The following is a 20,013-nucleotide window of genomic DNA, read 5'->3' as shown; positions in this document are numbered from 1 at the left end:
CGGGCATCGCCACGCGGTGCGTCAAAAACGTTGATGACGACAGGTGAAGCGCAGCTGTCGAGCTAATGCGCTTGACGGCATTTCAGGGAAAGCTAATCTGCTCTGATCGTTTTTCGCAGGTAGTTGTTTAGGCTAACCTTAGACTGATCGACCTGTGGCCCGCATCGCAATCGCGGGTTCCAGCGGTCACCCGCGATCGACAAATACCCCTTCGCGGGAGCGCCAAGAAGATGAAGGCAGCACAAGATGATCGGAAACTACCTGATCGGTCTGCGCGAGGGACTGGAAGCGGTCCTGATCGTGGTCCTGCTGATCGCGTACCTGACCAAAACGAACCGCCGGCACCTGCTGCCGCGCATCTACGCCGGCGTGGGCGTCGCGGTCGCGGTGTCGCTGGGCTTCGGCGCGCTGCTGACCTTCGGCCCGAGCGGGCTGACCTTCCAGGCGCAGGAGATCATCGGCGGCACGCTGTCCATCCTGGCTGCGGGCCTGGTGACCTGGATGATCTTCTGGATGGCGAAGACCTCCAAGACGCTGAACAAGGACCTGCAGCAGCAGGTGGACAAGGCGGCCGACGGCCCGGCCTGGGGGCTGGTCATCGTCGGCGCGCTGTCGGTGGGCCGCGAGGGCCTGGAGACGGCGCTGTTCATCTGGGCCGCGGCGCGCACCAGCGACCAGACCTGGGAGCCGCTGCTCGGGGCGGGGCTGGGCATCGCCACCGCGATCCTGCTCGGTGTGCTGCTGCACCGCGGCATCGTGAAGATCCAGCTGTCCAAGTTCTTCGCCTACACCGGCGTGCTGCTGGTGGTGGTCGCCGCGGGCGTGCTCGCCTACGGCGTGCACGACCTGCAGGAAGCCGCCGTGCTGCCGGGCATCAACAACCTCGCCTTCGACCTCAGCGCGCAGCTGCCGCCCTCGGGCGTGGCAGCCACCTTGCTCCAGGGCATCTTCAACTTCACCCCGGCGATGACCGTGCTGCAGGTGGCCGCCTGGGCGCTCTACATCGTGCCGGTGATGTTCTTCTACCTGCGCGCCCTGCGCTCCGGGACCAAGCCCGCGCCGAAGCCGGCGGCGACGCAGTCGTCCGCGCAATCGCCAGCGCAGTCTCCGGAAAACGCCTGAGCGGCGCACCGCACCAACCATTGGCACTATCGAGGATCCACCACCCATGACCAAGTTCCTGGCACCCGCCGCCCTGCTCGCGCTCGGCGCCCTGGCCCTGACCGGCTGCACCGACAACAACGCCACCGCCAGCGCGGACGGCTCCATCGCCGTCACCGCGAGCGACGACGCCTGCACCCTGGCCACCGGCACCGCCGCCGGCGGCACCCTGAAGTTCTCCGTGAAGAACGAGGGCACCAAGGTCAACGAGTTCTACCTGCTGGCCGAGGACGGCCTGCGCATCGTGGGCGAGGTGGAGAACATCGGCCCCGGCGTGACCCGCGACCTGGTGGTCATGGCCCCCGAGGGCAGCTACTTCGCCGCCTGCAAGCCGGGCATGGTCGGCGATGGCATCCGTTCGCCGTTCACCGTGACCGCCGCGGCCGCCGGCCAGGAGGTCTCCGCGGACCGCGCCGCGCTGCAGCAGACCGCCGTGGACCAGTACGCCTCCTACGTCAAGGACCAGTCGCAGCAGCTGCTGGCCGGCACCGAGGACTTCGCGGCGGCCTTCGCCGCGGGCGAGGAAGCCGAGGCCAAACAGCTCTACCCGCAGGTGCGTATGCACTGGGAGCGCATCGAGCCGGTGGCCGAGTCCTTCGGCGACCTGGACCCGATCCTCGACGCCCGCGAGGCGGACCTTGAGGAGGGCCAGGAGTTCACCGGCTGGCACCGCGCGGAGAAGGACTTGTGGGCCCCGAAGGGCTACACCAAGATGAGCCAGGCGCAGCGCCAGCAGATCGCGGATGGGCTCGTGGAGCACACCACCGAGCTGGTCACGCGCGCCCAGGCGCTGGAGTTCACCCCGGACAAGCTGGCCAACGGCGCCAAGGAGCTGCTGGACGAGGTCGCCACCGGCAAGGTCACCGGCGAGGAGGAGGCCTTCTCCCACACCGACCTATGGGACTTCCAGGCCAACCTGGAGGGCGCGAAGATCGCCTACGAGGACCTGGCCCCGCTGCTGGAGGGCACCGATGACGAGCTGGATGCGCAGCTGAAGGAGAACTTCGAGAAGCTGCAGGCGCAGCTGGACGCCTACCGCGTGGGCGAGGGCTTCAAGTACTACGATCAGCTGGGCACCGAGCAGGTGCAGGAGCTGGCCGCCGGGGTGGACGCCCTATCCGAGCCGCTCTCCCGCCTGACCGCCGCGGTGGTCAAGTAGGGCGGGCACCATGGGCGAAGAGAAGAAGGCCGGGATCTCCCGGCGGCTGCTGCTCACCGGGGCCGGCGCCGGCGGCGCGGGCCTTGCCGTGGGCGCGCTGGCCGCCGCGGCCTTCGGCGGGCAGCTGCCCGAGAAGCAGGCAACCGACACCATCGAGTTCTACGGCGAGCACCAGGCGGGCATCACCACCGAGGCCCAGGACCGCATGCACATCGTCGGCTTCGACGTGACCACGCAGGACCGCGGCAAGCTCGTCGCGCTGCTCAGGGACTGGACCGCGGCGATCGAGCAGATGGCCGCCGGGCAGCCGGTGGGCGGCGCCGACACCGGCTCCTACGACGCCCCGCCGGCGGACACCGGGGAGGCCGAGGGCCTGGGCGCCGCGCACCTGACGGTGACCGTGGGCTTCGGCCGCTCGCTGTTCGTCGACGAGCACGGCAAGCCGCGCTTCGGACTGGAGGGCAAGCTGCCCGAGGCGCTGATCGAGCTGCCGCATTTCTCCGGGGACATGGTGGAGGAACAGCGCAGCGGCGGGGACATCGTGGTGCAGGCCTGCGCCAACGACCCGCAGGTGGCGGTGCACGCGATCCGCAACCTCTCGCGGCTGGGCTTCGGCACGGTGCGGGTGCGCTTCAGCCAGATCGGCTTCGGCCGCACGGCCAAGACCACCCAGGCGCAGCAGACCCCGCGCAACCTGTTCGGCTTCAAGGACGGCACCGCCAACATCCTGGCCGAGGACGCCGACGCGCTGGCCAAGCACGTCTGGGTGGGCAAGGATTCGACCGACCAGCCGTGGATGGCCGGGGGCACCTACATGGTGGCCCGGCGCATCCGCATGCAGATCGAGACCTGGGACCGCTCCGCGCTGCGCGAGCAGGAGAACGTGGTGGGCCGCATCAAGTCCACCGGCGCTCCGCTGTCCGGCGGCGAGGAGTTCAGCGAGCCGGACTTCGCGATGGCCGGGTCGGCCGGGCCGATCATCCCGGTGGACTCCCACGTGGCGGTGCTGCATCCCAGCGCGCACAACGGGGCGCGGATGCTGCGCCGCGGCTTCAACTACACCGACGGCTCGGACGGGCTGGGCCGGCTGGACGCCGGCCTGTTCTTCATCGCCTTCGTGATCGACGCGCGCACGCACTTCGTGCCGCTGCAAAAGGCCATGAGCGCCAATGACGCGATGAACGAGTACCTGCGCCACACCTCCTCCGGGCTCTACGCGATCCCGCCGGGCATCCAACCCGGACAGTACCTGGGCCAGCAGCTCTTCGAGGGCTGAAGACCTGAGCAGGCTGCGGGCCCGCGCGATCTTTCCCCATGGGATCGCGCGGGCCCGCTGTTGCCTGCGCCGCGGCGTGCCTAGACTGGGTCGAACATCGGCAGGGCGGAACAGCTGTTTCGAAGCGGAGGGTCCCATGAGCACGGTACTGCAGCAGCACAAGATCACCATCCTGGCCGGGGCGCGCACCGCGGTGGGCAGATTCAACGGCATGTATCGGGAGCTTGACACCGCGCAGCTCGGCGCGGCGGCCGTCCGCGGTGCTCTGGAGCGCAGCGGGCTGGAGCCCGAGGCGGTGGACGAGGTGGTGATGGGCTGCATCGGCCAGGTGGGCCCGGAGTCCTACAACGCCCGGCGGGTGGCGCTGGGCGCCGGCCTGCCGCAGTCGACCACCGCGTTCAATGTGAACCGGTTGTGCGGCAGCGGGCTGCAGGCGGTGTTCAGCGCCGCCCAGTCGCTGGTGGTGGGCGCCAGCGAAGTGGCGGTGGCCGGCGGCAACGAGTCGATGACCACCCTGCCGTACCTCGACTACTCGGCCGGGCAGGCCCGCTCGCTGGCCCCGCGCACGCTGCGCCACGGCACCCTGGCCATGCTGACCGACCCATTCAGCAACAAGCACATGGGAACCACCGCGGATGCGGTGGCCCGCAAGTACCAGGTGGGCCGGGCGGCCCAGGACGAGTTCGCGCTGCGCTCCCAGCAGCTGGCCGGCAGCCAGATCGCCCGTCAAGCCTTCGCGCAGGAGATCATCGAGCACAGCCTGGTAGGCGGTCAGGGCCGGGATGTCGACGAGCATCCGCGGCAGGGCGTGAGCCTTGAATCACTGGCCGCGCTGAAGCCGGCCTTCTCCCCCGAGGGCACTGCCACCGCGGGCAACTCCTCGGGCGTGAACGACGGGGCGGCGGCGCTGGTGCTGGCCAAGGGCGAGTACGTGCGGGCGCACGGGCTGCCGGCGCTGGCCACGGTGGAGCACGTGGTGGTGACCGCCATGGATCCTGCCTACATGGGCTACGCCCCGACCTTCGCGCTGCGCAAGCTGTTCGCCGAGACCAAGCTGGGCCCGAAGGACATCGATGTGTTCGAGCTGAACGAGGCGTTCGCCGCTCAGGCGCTGGCGGTGATCCGCGACGCGCAGCTGGAGCCCTGCAAGGTCAACCCCTATGGCGGGGCCATCGCGCTGGGCCACCCGGTGGGCGCCACCGGAGCGATCCTCGCGCTGCGCGCGGCGCTGGACCTGCGGCGCCGGGATCTGGAGCATGCGGTGGTGACCCTGTGCATCGGCGGCGGCCAGGGCATCGCGGCGCTGCTGAAGCGGGCCTGAGGACTACTGCAGGGCGGGGGTCAGCCGGGCCAGCGAGTCAAGGATCTTCTCCCGCCACGGCCGCCGCCTCCAGCGCTGAAGGTCGATGGGGAAGCTGATCTTCCGGTAGCCGTCCTCGACCTTGCGGATTTCGGCGACGAACTGCGCCCCGCGCACCAGCAGCGAGACCTCCATGTTCAGGCTGAAGGAGCGCATGTCCATGTTGCTGGAGCCGATCACCGCGACCTCGTCGTCGATCGAGAAGTGCTTGGAGTGCAGCACGGTGGGCGAAGGGTACTGGTAGATCTTCACCCCGGCGGCCAGCAGGTCGGCGTAGTAGGAGCGCTGCGCGTGGTAGACCATCGCCTGGTCGGCGACCTCGGAAACGAACAGCTCCACCGCCAGCCCGCGGGAGGCGGCGGTGATGATGGCCTGCAAGGTGGCCTCGTCCGGGACGAAGTAGGGGCTGGTGATGCTCACCCGGCGCCGGGCATTGTGGATCAGCGAGACAAACAGCTTGAGGTTGTTGTCGTTCTCGAAGCTCGGGCCGCTGGGGATCACCTGCGCGTCGAGCCCGTGCACGGTGCGCGACTGGTGGGCGCTGGGCGTTTCATGGTGGATGCTTGCCTCGCGCACCTGGTAGGTCTCCCCTTCGAGCAGCTCGTCGGTTTCGCTGAACCAGTCGGTGATGAACACCGCGTCCAGCTCGCTGACGATCGGGCCTTCCAGCCGCACCATCAGTTCCTTCCAATGCAGGCCGCGGCGTAGGTTCCCGGGCTTGAGGTAGGTCGAGTCGATCAGGTTCTGCGACCCGGTGAAGCCCACTTCCCCGTCCACGATCAGCAGCTTGCGGTGGTTGCGCAGGTCCGGACGCTGCCACTGGCCCTTGTGCGGCTTCAGCGGCAGCATGTGGTGCCATTGGATGCCCAGCCGGTCCAGCTCTTGGATGGTTTCCTTGCGCCGCGGCAGGGTCAGGGTGGCGACGTGGTCGAAGAGCACCCGCACCGCGACCCCGCGGGCGGCGGCGCGGCCCAGCGCGGCGATGAGCTCGCCGGTGGTCTGGTCGCTGACCAGGATGTAGAACTCCACGTGGATGAATGACTGCGCCTTCTCGACCGCGCGGACCATGGAGGCGATGGACTGCTCGTAGCCGCCGATCAGCGTGGCGGAGGTTCCCGAGACCATGCCCAGCGCGCCGAGCTTCTCGTTCATCGCCACGGTCGGGGCCAGCCAGTCAGGTGAGTCGAACTGCGCCCGGTGCCCGCTGAGCCCGGAGGCGGCGTGCATCAGCTCGTTGACCTGCCGCTGCTTCTCCCGGCGGTGGCGCGGAAGCCGGCCGAAGCCGATCAGGAAGAAGGCGATGGCGCCCAGGTACGGGATGAAGATGATCGTCATGATCCAGGCGATGGCCGTGGTCGGCTTGCGCCGCGAGGAGATGACGATGGCGGCGGTCAGGCCGATGACCAGATGCAGGATCAGGAAAACCACGCCAACTTCGTCAGCTGTATTCAATGCGCTGCCTCTCAGCTCCACGATGCGCAACCGGAAGGCCAACAGCGGCCCCGTACGAGATCCTATGTCCACGTGCGCGTTTTCCCGCAGTTTACGCGCAACCGGAGGGTGTTCAACCTCTCAGCCGGTGCCCGGACTTATAAGAGCCCCATGGCTGGCAAATAGATATATTGAAGGTGCAAGCCACTTGCCGCAGCACTTATCGCTGCACCCATCACCCGCACCACAAGGAAAACAAGCACCATGAGCAAAAGAGCTGGATGGATTTCAGCGGGCGTCATCGCCTCGCTGGTCGCCGGCGGGGCCGTCTACGCCACCACCTCGAATTCGGATTCCCACGGCACGGTCATCCGTGTGGTCGATGGCGACACCGTGGATCTGGAAATCGCAGGCGAGCAAACGCGGGTACGGCTGCTGAATATCGACACCCCCGAAACCGTGGATCCCGACAAGGCCGTCGAATGCATGGGCCCGGAAGCTACGGACTACCTGGAGAGGCTGCTGAAGCCCGGCGAGAAGGTGGATCTGGAATACGACATCGAACGCGAGGACCGCTACGGGCGGACCCTGGCCGGCGTGTTCAAGGACGACCTGTTCGTCAACAGCGCCATCGCGGCGGCCGGCCTGGGCGTCGCCGTGAAGTACGAGCCGAATGTGAAGTTCTACGACGAAGTACTGGCCGCCGAGCAGAAGGCTGTCGATGCCGGCGAAGGGTTGTTCGACCCATCCGTGGAATGCACTATCCCGGCCCAGCTGGACGAGGCGGACACCGCGCTCTCCGAGGTTTCATCGCTGCCGGCAGACAGCATAGAGGAAGCCGAATCGCTCATGGGCGAAGCCGCGGCAGCGGTCGGCGTGGGCCTGGCGGTGAAGAGCTCCCTGAACAAGGTGGAGTCTGCCACGCACCCGGTGACCCATGCGCTGATGAGCGGCCGCTATGCGAGCGATATTTCCCGTCTCTCCACGCGTATCGATGACACCAAGCAGCTGGAGGCCTTCCACAAGGAACAGCGCGCAGAACTGGTGGAGCAGGAAAAGCAGCGCAAGGAAGCGGAGCGCAAGAAGAAGGAAGCCGAAGCCAAGGCCAAGAAGGAAGCCGAGGCCGCCGCGCAGCGGGCAGCCGAACAGCAGGCCGCGGCGAAGGCCGCCCAGAAGGCGCAGCAGAAGCGCTATTCCGCGCAGAAGTCGTACTCGAAGCCGCGCACGCAGCCAAAGAAGTCGGCTCCGAAGAAGAGCTCCTACTCCAACTACACCGGGCCGCGGTGCTACGCACCCGGCGGCAAGACCTGGAAGCCCTGCTGATACCAGGCGGCCGATAGCCCAGCAGCTTGCCTGCTGCCGATTCTCCCGTTGGATGCCCGGTACCCCGATCCTCGTGATCCGGGTGCCGGGCATTGCTTATTTTCAAACCGATTTCCTGTTCCGCCGGTGTCATATTTATCCACCGATCGGAGACAAAGTCCCATTCGCCCCTAGGATCAATACCGTCGCAGTACCGCACCGCGGTACGCCACGATGACAAGCAGACTTCAGCATCCATGGGGAGAAACCATCATTTCCATCACCCGCCGGTTCACGGCCGCCTCAGCTGCCACGGCCCTGGCGCTTGCGCTCAGCTCGTGTTCCGTATCGCCATCGCAACCTTCGCCGGACCCCTCGCCCACGGCTTCCACCTCTGCCACGGCTTCCGCGTCTTCCGCGTCTTCCGCGTCAGCCACGCCAACCAATTCGGTATCGGCGAGCGCCACTACGCAGACCGCGGCGACCGTGAAGCACAAGGTAGGCAAGGGGCATTTCGAACTTGAGATGCCGGCGGACTGGAGCCTTGTTGAGACCGGCGAATACTTCGAAGGCCAAGTGCACGAGGACCTCAAGTCGACCTATAGCATCCGCAATGCCAAGGGAGCGGAAATGGCGGTGCTGAGCACCGGCATCGAATACTACGCTCATGGCGAGCCGCCCATGACGCAGGTGCACAATGAGATCATCGATTTCAGCGACAAGGCGGTTAATGGCCAGTCGTATGTTTTCGCCACCTCCAAGGGCAGCACCGGGACCTCCATCAGCTTGGCCATGGGTAAGAAGAACCAGCTTGAAGTCGCAGACGTCCTGCCATGGGTCTTCAGCCCTTCGCAGTCAAGCAGCGCCACCTTCTACCGGGTAATTGAAGACGATCAGCAGCTCACGGGAGTGGATCCAAGCCTGACCGGGGCAGCCCGCGTCAGGGCCTACGCCAAAACCGAGGAGTACAAGCAGCTGAAGTCGGTCATGCTGTCGCTGAAGGAAATCAAGAAGTTCACGGCCCCTCCGCTGGGTGAAGCGAGCACCGAAGCGGCCTCCTGCGTCGGCGCAAAGTACACCTACGAGTTGGGGAATTCCCAGCTCAGCTGCGATGAGGCGAAGGCTTTCCTGCAGCGGCTGCTGCAAGAGCGCCCGAGCACCGGCGGGGTGGAGATCATCGGTTTTGGCGCCTGCATGCTGGCTGTGGAAGGGGAGCCCGGTTTCTGCCTGGTTGATTCGACCGGAGGACGTTTCGAATTCAGCGTGAAATAGTCTGGGATTCTCGCACCTGGACCCCGGGTGAAACTTCGAGCCGCCGAGGCGTCACCACGTCGCGCCTGCGCCAAACCTGCCGGTTCTTCACGTAGCGTAGACAACTAATCGACCTCACCCGGGTGCGGGTGAATCCCGGTGAATCATCTTGAGGATTGAAACTGTGAATGTTCAGACGGCGCCCCTCGACGCATACATGGTGACTTGGCAGGTGGAACATGAATTCGGCGGCATGACCACCGTCTGCCTCCAGCGAGCCGCGGCGTTTGCCGAACGCTACGGGCATGCCTCCGTGGTGACGTTTAACGCGGATTCCGCCTATCCCGAGTTGCTGCAGGGCCTGCGCGAACGAGGCAAGCTTTCGGAGTAGGTCCGCCATGTGAATTTCTACGAACACATGGCCGAGCATCCGCTGAAACCGCAGGCCAAACTCGCAGCGGCGAAATTCGCCCCCAAGCACACGGATTTCCGGGTTGAGTCCAACATCAGCTACCTCGACTCGGACGATGCAGTATTCAGCGAAAGCAGCTGGGCGGGACCGGAGCGGTCGGCCGAACGCAAAACCTACTTCCGCCGGGACGGGTCGGCGTTCCTCACCGATACGAAGTTCCGCTCCCAGGACGTTGAGCGGAGGCTGCTGGAAGTGCTTGAAGCAGCCGGTCGGGTGACCGCGCGCTTCACCAGCGCCGGGGCGCTGTATCGCTACTGGCTCACGCAGGTGGTGGACCACGACAAGGCGCCGGTGGTGGTCGACAGCAAGTTCTCGGCCAAGTTCCTGAACGCCTGGAAAACGGTGCATGTGCCCAAGTTGTTCGCCTTCCACAGCACGCACGTCAAGGCGGGGCAGGATCTGCTGACCGGCCAGCTGGCCGAGGGGCACGCCCCGATGATCGAACAGCGGACTAAGTGGGACGGTTTCGTTTTCCTGACCGAAGCGCAGCGCGGCGCCTACGTGGAGCGCTTCGGCGATGAAGAACGCACTTTTGTCGTCCCCAACCCGGTGCGCAGCGGACATGTCGATCCCCCGCGGCCGCAGCGAAACCCCGCGCATCTGATTGCCGCCGGCTCGCTGCCGGTCAACAAGAACGTTGCGGCCTCGATCAGGGTGGTTGCCGAGCTGAAGCTGCGTGGGCTGGATCCCACGCTGAATGTGGTCGGGCACGGCGCCCAGCTCGGCGCGCTGGAGCAGCTGGCCGGCGAACTTGAAGTCCGGGACAACGTCATCTTCCACGGATACTCCGACCAGCTGCCCCGGCATTTCGCCTCGGCGGCCATCCACCTGCTGACCTCGACCAACGAGGGGCAGGCGCTGGTGCTGATCGAGTCGCAGCAGCAGGGCTGCGTGCCGGTGTCATTCGACATCAACTTCGGCCCGGCGGATTCGATCACCGACGGCGCCAACGGCTTCCTGGTCCCCCACGGGGACATCACCGCGATGGCGGACAAGGCCGAACTGCTGATCCGCGACCCCCAGCTCGCCGCCCGCATGTCCGCCAAGGCGAGCCAGTTTGCCGAGGACTGGGCCCGCCGCGACATCGTAGGGCTGTGGGTGGACACCAGAAACAAAGCCGCACAGCTCAAGCAGGCAGGTGCGCCGGACAAGCTTCCGGAGTTCACCGCAGATCTGCAGGGCATGGATTTCCATGACGGATCCGTGAAGATCCGCTTCGCCCATGGGGTTCCGGCTCCGGTGGACGGGCAGTTCGAGCTCGTGCTCATCGGGCGCGACTCCAAGGAGGTCGTCGCCAGCATCCCGGCCAGCGAGGCGGCTGCGGACAGCGCGGCGTTCGCCATCAGCACCGGGATCCTGGCCCAGCCCAGGGTGGCCGACGCCATTGGCGACGCGAGCGTGAAATTCAGCCTCGGCACACGTTCGGAAACCAAGCGCCTGCGTCTTGCAGACCCGGCGCTCGTGCCGTACCTGACTGCCTACAACAACCTGTCCTTCAAGCGCGGCTGACACCTGCCTCAAAATGCCCCCGGGCAGCGCTCCGCAGGGAGCACTGCCCGGGTGCTGTGGATTCCGACCGGCGCGGCGGGCAGGTGCCTAGCGCACGGCGACGCGCAGCTGGTTGTTCCACGGATCCTTGAACTGCAGCTCGGATCCGGTGTGGTGATTCTGCACACCGGCGAAGTCAAGGCGCTCGGCGATCTTGCCGATCTCGTCCTGGGTCGGGACGTTGATCAGCACCTCGCCCAGGCCCAGGGTGTCCTTGCGGGGTCCTGCGCCGCGGGAATTCCAGACGTTCATGGCCATGTGGTGGTGGTAGCCGCCGGCGGAGACGAACAGCGCCTGGTTGCCCAGGGCCGCAGTCTGGTCGAACCCCAGGGTCTGGACGTAGAACTGGTGGGCCGTCGCGACGTCGCCGACCTGCAGGTGGACGTGGCCTACCTCGGCGCCAGCCCGCTTCTGCCCGGCGACAGCTTCCTCGCTCAGGTGGGTGTTCAGGAAGTTGTTCGGGTCCAGGTAGATGGTGTCCATGGAGACCTGGTCTCCGGTCCAGGTCCAGGTGTCCCGCGGGCGGTCGAAGTAGAGCTCGATACCGTTGCCTTCCGGATCGGTGAAGTAGAAGGCCTCGGAGACCAGATGGTCCGAGCTGCCCACGAAGCTGCTCTGGTTGTACTGCGCGGCGGACAGCACGGTGGCGGCCAAATCGGCTTGGGTCTTGAAGAGCAGAGCGGTGTGGAACAGGCCCGCTTCGCCGCGAGCCGGCAACTGCAGCCCGGGGGCAGGCGTAAGCTGGACTAGGGTTTCGGCGCCGCGTCCAAGGCTGGTGCCGGCGGCGCTTTCCTTGAGCACTTCCAGACCGAGGGCCTGCTGGTAGTAGGTGCTCATGATGTCCAGGTCGCCGACCTTGAGCTGCACGGCATTCATCGACAGCTGCGCGGAGAGCTTGTCTTCCTTCAGGGGTGCCATGGTCGGCGTCCTTTCTGCGGGCGGGTTGTCTTGCTTGATTCCAGAGTACGCCTCTTTAGTTGAAGCTTCAATCTTTTAATTCAAATGTGCCCCACATCCCAATTTTGTGGCCGCGGCACGACACCCCGCGAGCGGAAACCCTTCCCCTTTGATAGGACGTCAAAGTATATTGGCCAGTGACCGTCATCACAAAGGAAATGGGCGGCGAATCTGCGAGCTGGAGGATGCAAATGGGTGTGACCGAGGAATTCCGCACGGTACGGGATCAGCTGATCGCGTGGCGCGAGAACTACCAGCACGCCTGCGAGCATTTCTCCTGGCCGCGTTTCACCCATTTCAATTTCGGCTTCGACTGGTTCGACCAGGTTGCCGCCGACCCGCAGCGCGTCGACACCCCGGCACTGGTGATCACCGAGCTGGACGGCTCCTCGACCCGGCGCACCTGGCGCGAGCTGTCCGAGCGCTCGACCCAGCTGGCCCGCTGGCTCAGCGATTCCGGGGTGCGCCGCTCGGATTCCATCGCGGTGATGCTGGGCAACCAGGTCGAGCTGTGGGAAACCATGCTGGCAGGCATCAAGCTCGGCGCCATCCTGGTCCCCTGCACCACGCAGCTGACCCCCGCGGACCTCAGCGACCGCATCCAGCGCGGACACGTCACCTGGGTCATCACCAACGAAGCCGAGACCCCTAAGTTCGCCTCGCTGGAGGAGGACTTCACACTGGTGCAGATCGGCGGCACCCCGGCCGAGGGAATCCTGTCCTACGCGGATTCATTCACCGCGCCAACGGAGTTCACCCTGGAATCCCCGACCCGCGCCGAAGAACCGCTGCTGCGCTACTTCACCTCGGGCACCACCTCGCGGGCGAAGCTCGTGGAGCACACCCACGTGTCCTACCCGGTGGGGCACCTGAGCACAATGTTCTGGATCGGCCTGGAGCCAGGCGACGTGCACCTGAACGTCGCCTCCCCCGGCTGGGCCAAACACGCGTGGTCCAACCTGTTCACCCCGTGGATCGCCGAGGCGACGGTCTTCGTCTACAACTACGAACGCTTCGACGCCGGAGCGTTGATGGAGCAGATGGCCCGCGAGAAGGTCACCAGCTTCTGCGCCCCGCCCACCGTCTGGCGGCTGCTGATCCAGGCGGACCTGACCCAGCTGGCAACTCCCCCGGCCAAGCTCGTCTCGGCCGGCGAACCGCTGAACGCCGAGGTCATCGACCAGGTGCAGCGTGCCTGGGGCCAGGTCATCCGCGACGGTTTCGGGCAGACCGAAACCACCGTGCAGGTCGCCAACCCGCCCGGAGAGCGGATCGTCATCGGCGCCATGGGCCGCCCGATGCCCGGCTACCAGGTGGTGCTGCGCGACCCGCTGACCGGGCAGGAATCGGACACCGGGGAGATCTGCCTGGTGACCGATCCGCGGCCGCTGGGACTGATGAACGGCTACTTCGAGGACGAGGAGAAAACCGCGCAGGCATTCCACGGCGGGGTCTACCACACCGGGGACATCGCCGAGCGGGGCGAGCACGGGGTGCTCACCTATGTGGGGCGGGCGGATGACGTATTCAAGTCCAGCGACTACAAGCTCAGCCCCTTCGAGCTGGAGTCGGTGCTGATCGAGCATCCGGGGGTTGGCGAGGCGGCAGTGGTTCCCGCGCCGGACGACCTGCGGCTGTCCGTGCCCAAGGCCTATGTGGTGCCGGCCGCCGGCTACACCGCCGGGGCTCAGCTGGCAGAGAGCATCCTTGCCTACTGCCGCGAGCACCTGGCCGCCTACAAGCGGATCCGCCGCCTGGAATTCGCGGAGCTTCCCAAAACCATCTCGGGCAAGATCCGCCGGGTGGAGCTGCGCCGGGCGGAGGAGGAACGCCACCGCGGCGGCACCGCTCCGGGCACCGAATACCGGGACACCGACTTCCCGGGATTGAAATCCAGCTGACACCGGGAGTGCTGGCGGCAGGGTGTCGTATTGATCAATATTGCACGTGTTGCGCAAGTCGACCGCACAACCTGACGCAACAATTCGTCCAAAGTGAGCACCAGAGTATATTGATCAAGGAAACGTTCACCCTGTTCACCGTGCAGTCCAGCTGCCGCCGAAAGGACTCTGATGAGTAACACCGAGAAGTTCCGTGCGGCGCGCGACCTCCTCCTGGCCCACCGCGACGACTACGCCGGTGCGCGCAAGGCCTTCAGCTGGCCGCAGTTCGAGGACTTCAACTTCGCCTACGACTGGTTCGACGCGGTGGCCAAGGATCCGGCGCGCGCGGACACCCCGGCGCTGATCCTCACCGAGCCGGACGGCAGCAGCGCCCGCTACAGCTGGGCCGAGCTGTCGCGGCGCTCCACCCAGGTGGCGCGCTGGCTCTCGGAGAACGGGTTCAAGCGCCAGGACACCATGATCGTGATGCTCGGCAACGAGGTCGCGCTGTGGGAGATCATGCTCGCGGGCATGAAGCTGGGCGCCATCATCATCCCCTCCACCACGCAGCTGACCAGCGTGGACCTGGCCGACCGCATTGAACGCGGCAAGGCCAACTGGATCGTCACCAGCTACGACCAGCTGCCCAAGCTTGAGCAGGTGCCCGGCGACTACACCACCGTCCAGGTGCGCGGCGAAGCACGTGAAGGCACCCTGCACTTCGACGACTCCCATCAGGCCCCGGCGGACTTCGCGCTGGACACCCCCACGCGCGCGGACGAGACCCTGCTGCTCTACTTCACCTCCGGCACCACCTCGCAGGCCAAGCTGGTGCAGCATACCCACGTGTCCTACCCGGTGGGCCACCTGGCGACCATGTACTGGATCGGACTGGAACCGGGCGACGTGCACCTGAACGTTGCCTCCCCGGGCTGGGGCAAGCACGCGTGGTCCAACTTCTTCGGCCCGTGGATCGCCGAGGCGACGGTGTTCGTCTACAACTACGAGCGCTTCGACCCCAAGGCGCTGATGCACCAGATGGATGTCGAGAACGTCACCAGTTTCTGCGCCCCGCCCACGGTGTGGCGCTACCTCATCCAGGCCGACCTTTCGGTGCTGCGCACTCCCCCGCGCAAGCTGGTCTCCGCCGGCGAGCCGCTGAACCGCGAGGTCATCGAGCAGGTGCGCAACGCCTGGGGCCAGGTCATCCGCGACGGCTACGGCCAGACCGAAACCACCGTGCAGATCGCCAACCCTCCGGGAGAGTCGGTCAAGGTGGGCGCCATGGGGCGCCCGATGCCCGGGTACGAGATCGAGCTGCGCAACCCGACCACCGGCCAGCTGGCGGAAGTCGGCGAGATCTGCCTGCGGCTGGACCCGCGGCCGGTGGGCCTGATGAAGGGCTACTTCGAGGACCAGGCGAAAACCGATCAGGCCACCCGAGGCGGGGTCTACCGCACCGGGGACATCGCCGAACGCGACGCGGAGGGTGTGCTGACCTATGTGGGGCGCGCGGACGACGTGTTCAAGTCCAGCGACTACAAGCTCAGCCCCTTCGAGCTGGAATCGGTGGTGCTGGAGCACCCGGCGGTCGCCGAGGCCGCCGTGGTCCCCTCGCCGGATCCGATGAAGCTGTCGGTGCCGAAGGTGTTCGTGGTGCTAGCGCCGGGCCATGAGCCCACCGCCGAGACCGCCGAAAGCATCCTGGGCTACTGCCGCGTGAACCTGGCCCCGTACAAGCGCATCCGCCGCCTGGAATTCTCCGAGCTGCCCAAAACCATCTCTGGCAAAATCCGGCGCGTGGAGCTGCGCCTGGCCGAAAGCGACCAGCATGCCAAGGGCGAGGTGCCGCCGAAGGAGTACCGGGACACCGATTTCCCGTCGCTGAAGTCATTGGGCTGAGCCCGGGACGGCGCATAACCCGAAGGGCTCGGACAGCCACGCTGTCCGAGCCCTTCGGGTTTTGTATGCGAAATTCGGGGTGCGGCTACTTGCCGCGCGCCTTCACCGCGCCTAGGATTCCCCCGCCCAGGTAGAACAGGCCGTCGGCGTACCAGGCGATCATCAGCAGGTTGCGCAGCGGCTTGGGAACCGAAGACAGCTTGGAGCACTTGGCCAGCGCCAGGTGGGCCAGCGCCCCGGAACCCAGCACCGCCAGGCTGGAGGTGATCAGCGCCTTCGGACCCCAGCTACCGCGGTAGAGCAGCTTGGCCAAGCCGCTGGCCTCGCGTTCGTGCTCGGCCAGGGCGGCCTTGATGGTCTTGACCGGGCCGCCGGTGGCGACTACGCGGATGTTCTCCGGCAGCGGCTTGCCCGTCAGGTAGTCCACACTGCGCGGATCGAAGCCCAGCAGGGCCACGAAGCGCTTGAAGCTCTTCAGGCTGCCCGGCGCCTTGACCAACGCGAGCGCCTCCTGCAGCTTGGACTGGTCGCTGAGGAATTCGCCCAGGGTCTGGTCGTCCACCGTTTCCCAGCCCAGCAGCGAGAATTCCAGCTCGGCCAGCCGCTGCGCGGCCGGGCTGCCGGCTTCCGGCTCGATGATCGTGGTGCGTTCCAGATCCACGTGGTAGTGCACGGCCTTCGGGAAGAAGTCGCGCCGGGAGCCGGCACCGGTGACCAGGGCGCTGAGCGTGTTCCCGTTGCGGGTCAGCGAGAGGAACGGGCGGTTTGAGCGCGCGATGGTCGCGGTGGACACCGGCTCGGCGGACATGGCCATCAGCCCGGTGCCGTGGTTCCACAAGGTGAGCACGTTCTCCTCCAGGCCGGAGGCGGCCACGAGCTCGGAGCCCTTGAGCTTGCGCCCGTGGACCAGCTCGGTGGTGGCCCCGTAGTCGCCCAGCAGGTCCTCTTCAGGGGTCGGGCCGTCGATTTCCTCGCCGTCCAGCAGCACGTAGTCGGCTTCGGTGGAGTTCTTCAGCTCGTGCACCAGCTTGGTGACCCGGGAGCCTTCGCGCAGCTTGCCCTTGGCGTCCACGCGGTAGAGCACCGCGTCGCGGGCCGGGCTGACCGTGGCGATCTGCGCCGCGACCTCGGTAGCGTGCTCGCGTTCAACGGTGCCGCCGACAAAGCCCAGCAGGCGCCGGTCGGCCAGGGCGGTGCGCACCACCTCGGCCGCGTCGGGCCTGTCGCCCAGGAAAATGAACTCGATGTTGAGGTAGCTGAACTCGCTGGAATCCACGAAGGTAAACCCCTTTGGGATGGGTGGGACTGGTGCTTAGCTTCAATCATAGGCGCGCGGCGGGCGCCCGCCGCGGATTTGCCCCGCCGCAGGCCGCCGCTAGCGCCGGCGCATACCCCGCACCCAGCGCACCGCGCCGAACACCACGTTGCCCGCAGCATCCACATAGCCGACCGCAAGGATTACGACAACCAGCCAAGCCGCCACCCAGGGCCGGTCCCAGTCGGTGCCGGCGAGCATCAGCGTGAAGACCAGCGCCTCGATAAGGCCCCAGCACAGCTGCAGCCACGGTTTCCAGGACATCGAATTGAACCAGCGCGGGGCGGCACTGCTCTTGCGGGCCTCCATCGCCACGGCCCGGCCCAGGGCCTTGCCGAAGCCCATCGGCTGAATCAATCTCGAGCCCTCGGGCAAGCTGGCCTGGGAAAGGTACCGGGCCGCGTTGGGGTCGTGGCCGAAGGCGGCAAGCACCTGCTCAGCTGCCTGCTGGCCGCCGGCGCCGGTGAGCACACGCTTGAGGATCTCGATATGCTCGCCAGAAACCTTCATGGAGGACAGTTCGTCGAGTTCCGCGGGGTCGGTGGCGAAGTAGCGGGTTTCCAGCAGCTGCAGCTGCGCCCGAGCGGCGGTTCCGGCCGCAGGCTGCACCGCCGGGCCGGCGGCCACCGGCCAGATATGCACCCAGGCCGGTTCCCCGGAGAGCTTGGAGCTCTGCTGCGGGAACCAGAAGCTGGCCGTATAGCGCGGGCCGCAGCGGCTGATCATGACGGCCGGATACTGGTCCGCGCCGGGGTACCTGCCGACCAGGAACCCGTCATGCACGGCGATGGAGGTGCGCTCTGGGTCCTCGGAGAGCAGCAGGTTCCACTCGGTCTTGGAGGCCGCGGCCAGCAGCTGCATGTCAGCCTCGGTCAGCGCCCCGGCAAGCAGCGTGCGCCCGGGCGGCATCTGCCCGAGGCGCTCATCCTGGATCGGTTCCCCGCTTTGGACCTCATAGTCGTCCTGGTCCGCGTACAACGCACCGGTGCCGAGCTTCAGCGCCAGGGCGAAGTCCTCCACCTGCTGCCCCAACCGGGCGCTCCCGTCGGCGTTGGCCAGCAGGATCAGCCCCTCGGGATCCACCGCGATGCCGACCTCGATGAGCACCAGCCCGTTCCACGGCACTGCTTCGGAGACCAGGGAAATGGCCTCCCGCTCGGCCAGGACGCGGCGCACCGCGCCTTCGGCATCCAGGACTTCGGTGTCCTCGAAGATAAGAGTCAGGGCGGCGACCAGCGTTTCGGACCGGACGCCGCCCTGTGGCGACTCGTGGCTACTTCTTGCCAAGGTACTTCTCGAAGCCTGCCGGCAGGTTCAGGCTCGACGGGTCGAAGTCCTGGGCTCCCTGGCCGAAGGCGGCGCCGGACGGCGCGGAGGCCTTCTTCTGCTGGGATTCCAGCTGGGCCTGCGCGGCCTTGGCAGGGTTGCCGTACTTGACCTGCTTCTTGCCCTTGCCCTTGGCCTTCGCCTTGCGGGCGGCGCCCTTGCCGGCACCCGGCATGCCCGGGATGCCGCCGCCGGCTGCCATCTTCTTCATCATCTTCTGGGCTTCGGCGAAGCGCTCAAGCATCTGGTTGACCTCGGAGACGGCGACACCCGAACCCTTGGCGATACGGGCGCGGCGCGAGCCGTTGATGATCTTCGGGGCCACACGCTCGTGCGGGGTCATCGAGCGGACGATGGCCTCCACGCGGTCGATCTGGCGTTCGTCGAACTGCTCCAGCTGCTGGCGGGAGATCTGCGCGCCGGGCATCATGCCCAGCAGCTTCTTCATGGAGCCCATCTTCTTGATCTGGGCCATCTGGGCGAGGAAGTCGTCCAGGGTGAAGTCTTCCTGGTCGGCGAACTTCTTCGCCATCCGCTCGGCTTCGCCCTTGTCCCAGTTCTTCTCGGCCTGCTCGATCAGGGTGAGCACGTCGCCCATGTCCAGGATGCGGCTGGCCATGCGGTCCGGGTGGAAGACCTCGAAGTCGTCCAGGTTCTCGCCGGTGGAGGCGAACATGACCGGCTTGCCGGTCACCGAGGCCACCGACAAGGCGGCGCCGCCGCGGGCGTCGCCGTCCAGCTTGGAGAGCACCACGCCGGTGAAGTCCACGCCCTCGTGGAAGGCCTGGGCGGTGTTGACCGCGTCCTGGCCGATCATGGCGTCGATGACGAAGAGCACTTCATCCGGGTCGATGGCGGCGCGGATGTTCGCGGCCTGGGCCATCATCTCGGTGTCCACGCCCAGGCGGCCGGCGGTATCGACAATGACGATGTCGTGCAGCTTGGCCTTGGCCTCGGCCACGCCGTCGCGGGCCACCGCCACCGGATCGCCGGTCGGGGTGTCGAATTCGGAGGAGACGCCCGGGTGTGGTGCATAGACCGGCACGCCGGCGCGTTCGCCGTTGATCTGCAGCTGCTTGACCGCGTTCGGGCGCTGCAGGTCGCAGGCCACCAGCATCGGGGTGTGGCCCTCGGACTTCAGGTGCTTGGCCAGCTTGCCGGCCAGGGTGGTCTTGCCGGCGCCCTGCAGGCCGGCGAGCATGATCACCGTGGGAGGGTTCTTGGCCAGGTTCAGCCGGCGGGTTTGGCCGCCGAGGATGGCCACGAGCTCCTCGTTGACGATCTTGACGACCTGCTGGCCCGGGTTCAGCGACTCGGAAACCTCGATGCCGAGCGCGCGTTCCTTCACCTGGGCCACGAAGGCGCGGACCACCGGGACGGCAACGTCAGCGTCCAGCAGGGCGCGACGGATTTCGCGGACGGTACCGTCGATGTCTGCCTCGGACAGGCGGCCCTTGCCGCGCAGGTTCTTGAAGGTTGCTGTCAGGCGATCGGAAAGTGAATTAAACACGTGCCGGGCACTTCTTTCGATAGGTCTTGTGGTGCGCAAACAAAATCGCACAGGACTCGACTACCAAGAATATCAACAATCCGCCACATGGCTAACCGGCGGCGCACCCAAGACCGTGTGAAATCCGTTTTCCGGCGCGTCACGGCGGCGGCGCCCGTCC

16 protein-coding genes are annotated in these 20,013 nt (G+C 66.6%); 10 read left to right on the top strand and 6 right to left on the bottom strand.

Annotated elements, in window-relative coordinates:
- Nucleotides 1–246 precede the first annotated feature (246 nt).
- The 4 genes from efeU to ACTX90_RS07870 all read left to right on the top strand — a co-directional run bounded on the left by efeU (nt 247) and on the right by ACTX90_RS07870 (nt 4,917).
- On the top strand, nt 247–1,122 hold the full coding sequence (gene efeU, locus ACTX90_RS07885; protein ID WP_443443786.1) for an iron uptake transporter permease EfeU: 876 nt from the start codon (nt 247–249) through the stop codon (nt 1,120–1,122).
- Between the two features lie 46 nt (nt 1,123–1,168).
- A complete protein-coding gene (gene efeO, locus ACTX90_RS07880) occupies nt 1,169–2,320 on the top strand; it encodes an iron uptake system protein EfeO (RefSeq protein WP_443443784.1) in 1,152 nt (383 codons plus the stop codon).
- Between the two features lie 10 nt (nt 2,321–2,330).
- Nucleotides 2,331–3,596, top strand: coding sequence for an iron uptake transporter deferrochelatase/peroxidase subunit (efeB, locus tag ACTX90_RS07875; protein WP_443443782.1), 1,266 nt, complete (start codon nt 2,331–2,333; stop codon nt 3,594–3,596).
- Between the two features lie 136 nt (nt 3,597–3,732).
- Entirely contained in the window at nt 3,733–4,917 is a 1,185-nt protein-coding gene (locus ACTX90_RS07870) for a thiolase family protein (protein ID WP_443443780.1), read from the top strand.
- 3 nt (nt 4,918–4,920) lie between these two features.
- On the opposite strand, the gene cls is transcribed toward ACTX90_RS07870, so the two are convergent.
- On the bottom strand, nt 4,921–6,408 hold the full coding sequence (gene cls / locus ACTX90_RS07865; protein WP_443443778.1) for a cardiolipin synthase: 1,488 nt from the start codon (nt 6,406–6,408) through the stop codon (nt 4,921–4,923).
- Nucleotides 6,409–6,651: 243 nt separating this feature from the next.
- Here cls and ACTX90_RS07860 point away from each other — a divergent pair, with 243 nt between their 5' ends.
- Nucleotides 6,652–7,710 carry a thermonuclease family protein gene (locus ACTX90_RS07860; protein ID WP_443443777.1) on the top strand — a complete coding sequence of 353 codons (1,059 nt, stop codon included), beginning with the start codon at nt 6,652–6,654 and terminating at the stop codon, nt 7,708–7,710.
- 227 nt (nt 7,711–7,937) lie between these two features.
- On the opposite strand, the gene ACTX90_RS07855 is transcribed toward ACTX90_RS07860, so the two are convergent.
- Nucleotides 7,938–8,195, bottom strand: a complete 258-nt coding sequence (locus ACTX90_RS07855) for a hypothetical protein (RefSeq protein ID WP_053797969.1) — start codon at nt 8,193–8,195, stop codon at nt 7,938–7,940.
- On the opposite strand from ACTX90_RS07855, the gene ACTX90_RS07850 reads away from it, so the two are divergent.
- The 3 genes from ACTX90_RS07850 (at nt 8,176) to ACTX90_RS07840 (ending at nt 10,921) form a co-directional block, all read left to right on the top strand.
- A complete protein-coding gene (locus tag ACTX90_RS07850; protein WP_443443775.1) occupies nt 8,176–8,961 on the top strand; it encodes a hypothetical protein in 786 nt (261 codons plus the stop codon). The genes ACTX90_RS07855 and ACTX90_RS07850 overlap by 20 nt on opposite strands.
- 163 nt (nt 8,962–9,124) lie before the next feature.
- A complete protein-coding gene (locus tag ACTX90_RS07845) occupies nt 9,125–9,331 on the top strand; it encodes a hypothetical protein (protein ID WP_443443774.1) in 207 nt (68 codons plus the stop codon).
- Between the two features lie 9 nt (nt 9,332–9,340).
- Nucleotides 9,341–10,921, top strand: a complete 1,581-nt coding sequence (locus ACTX90_RS07840) for a glycosyltransferase (protein WP_443443772.1) — start codon at nt 9,341–9,343, stop codon at nt 10,919–10,921.
- Between the two features lie 87 nt (nt 10,922–11,008).
- Here ACTX90_RS07840 and ACTX90_RS07835 read toward each other — a convergent pair whose 3' ends face one another.
- On the bottom strand, nt 11,009–11,878 hold the full coding sequence (locus tag ACTX90_RS07835) for a VOC family protein (protein WP_424679303.1): 870 nt from the start codon (nt 11,876–11,878) through the stop codon (nt 11,009–11,011).
- Between the two features lie 230 nt (nt 11,879–12,108).
- Here ACTX90_RS07835 and ACTX90_RS07830 point away from each other — a divergent pair, with 230 nt between their 5' ends.
- Together ACTX90_RS07830 and ACTX90_RS07825 are read left to right on the top strand one after the other, a co-directional pair.
- Nucleotides 12,109–13,818: an AMP-binding protein gene (locus ACTX90_RS07830; protein WP_443444006.1), complete on the top strand. Its 1,710-nt coding sequence runs from the start codon at nt 12,109–12,111 to the stop codon at nt 13,816–13,818.
- Nucleotides 13,819–13,989: 171 nt separating this feature from the next.
- Complete coding sequence (locus tag ACTX90_RS07825; RefSeq protein ID WP_424679301.1) at nt 13,990–15,702, top strand: AMP-binding protein; 1,713 nt, start codon at nt 13,990–13,992, stop codon at nt 15,700–15,702.
- 85 nt (nt 15,703–15,787) lie between these two features.
- Here ACTX90_RS07825 and ACTX90_RS07820 read toward each other — a convergent pair whose 3' ends face one another.
- The 3 genes from ACTX90_RS07820 to ffh form a co-directional block, all read right to left on the bottom strand.
- Nucleotides 15,788–16,978 (bottom strand): hypothetical protein, encoded by a 1,191-nt coding sequence (locus ACTX90_RS07820; protein WP_443443769.1) that lies wholly within the window; start codon nt 16,976–16,978, stop codon nt 15,788–15,790.
- Between the two features lie 99 nt (nt 16,979–17,077).
- Nucleotides 17,078–18,304, bottom strand: coding sequence for a hypothetical protein (locus tag ACTX90_RS07815; protein WP_443443767.1), 1,227 nt, complete (start codon nt 18,302–18,304; stop codon nt 17,078–17,080).
- Nucleotides 18,291–19,853 carry a signal recognition particle protein gene (gene ffh, locus ACTX90_RS07810; RefSeq protein WP_443443765.1) on the bottom strand — a complete coding sequence of 521 codons (1,563 nt, stop codon included), beginning with the start codon at nt 19,851–19,853 and terminating at the stop codon, nt 18,291–18,293. The genes ACTX90_RS07815 and ffh overlap by 14 nt, the downstream gene beginning before the upstream one ends.
- Nucleotides 19,854–20,013: the final 160 nt, after the last annotated feature.

Origin of the sequence: Glutamicibacter soli (assembly GCF_052322135.1) — a bacterium.
Lineage (GTDB): Bacteria > Actinomycetota > Actinomycetes > Actinomycetales > Micrococcaceae > Glutamicibacter > Glutamicibacter soli.
This window is presented reverse-complemented; position numbering and strand designations above follow the sequence as displayed.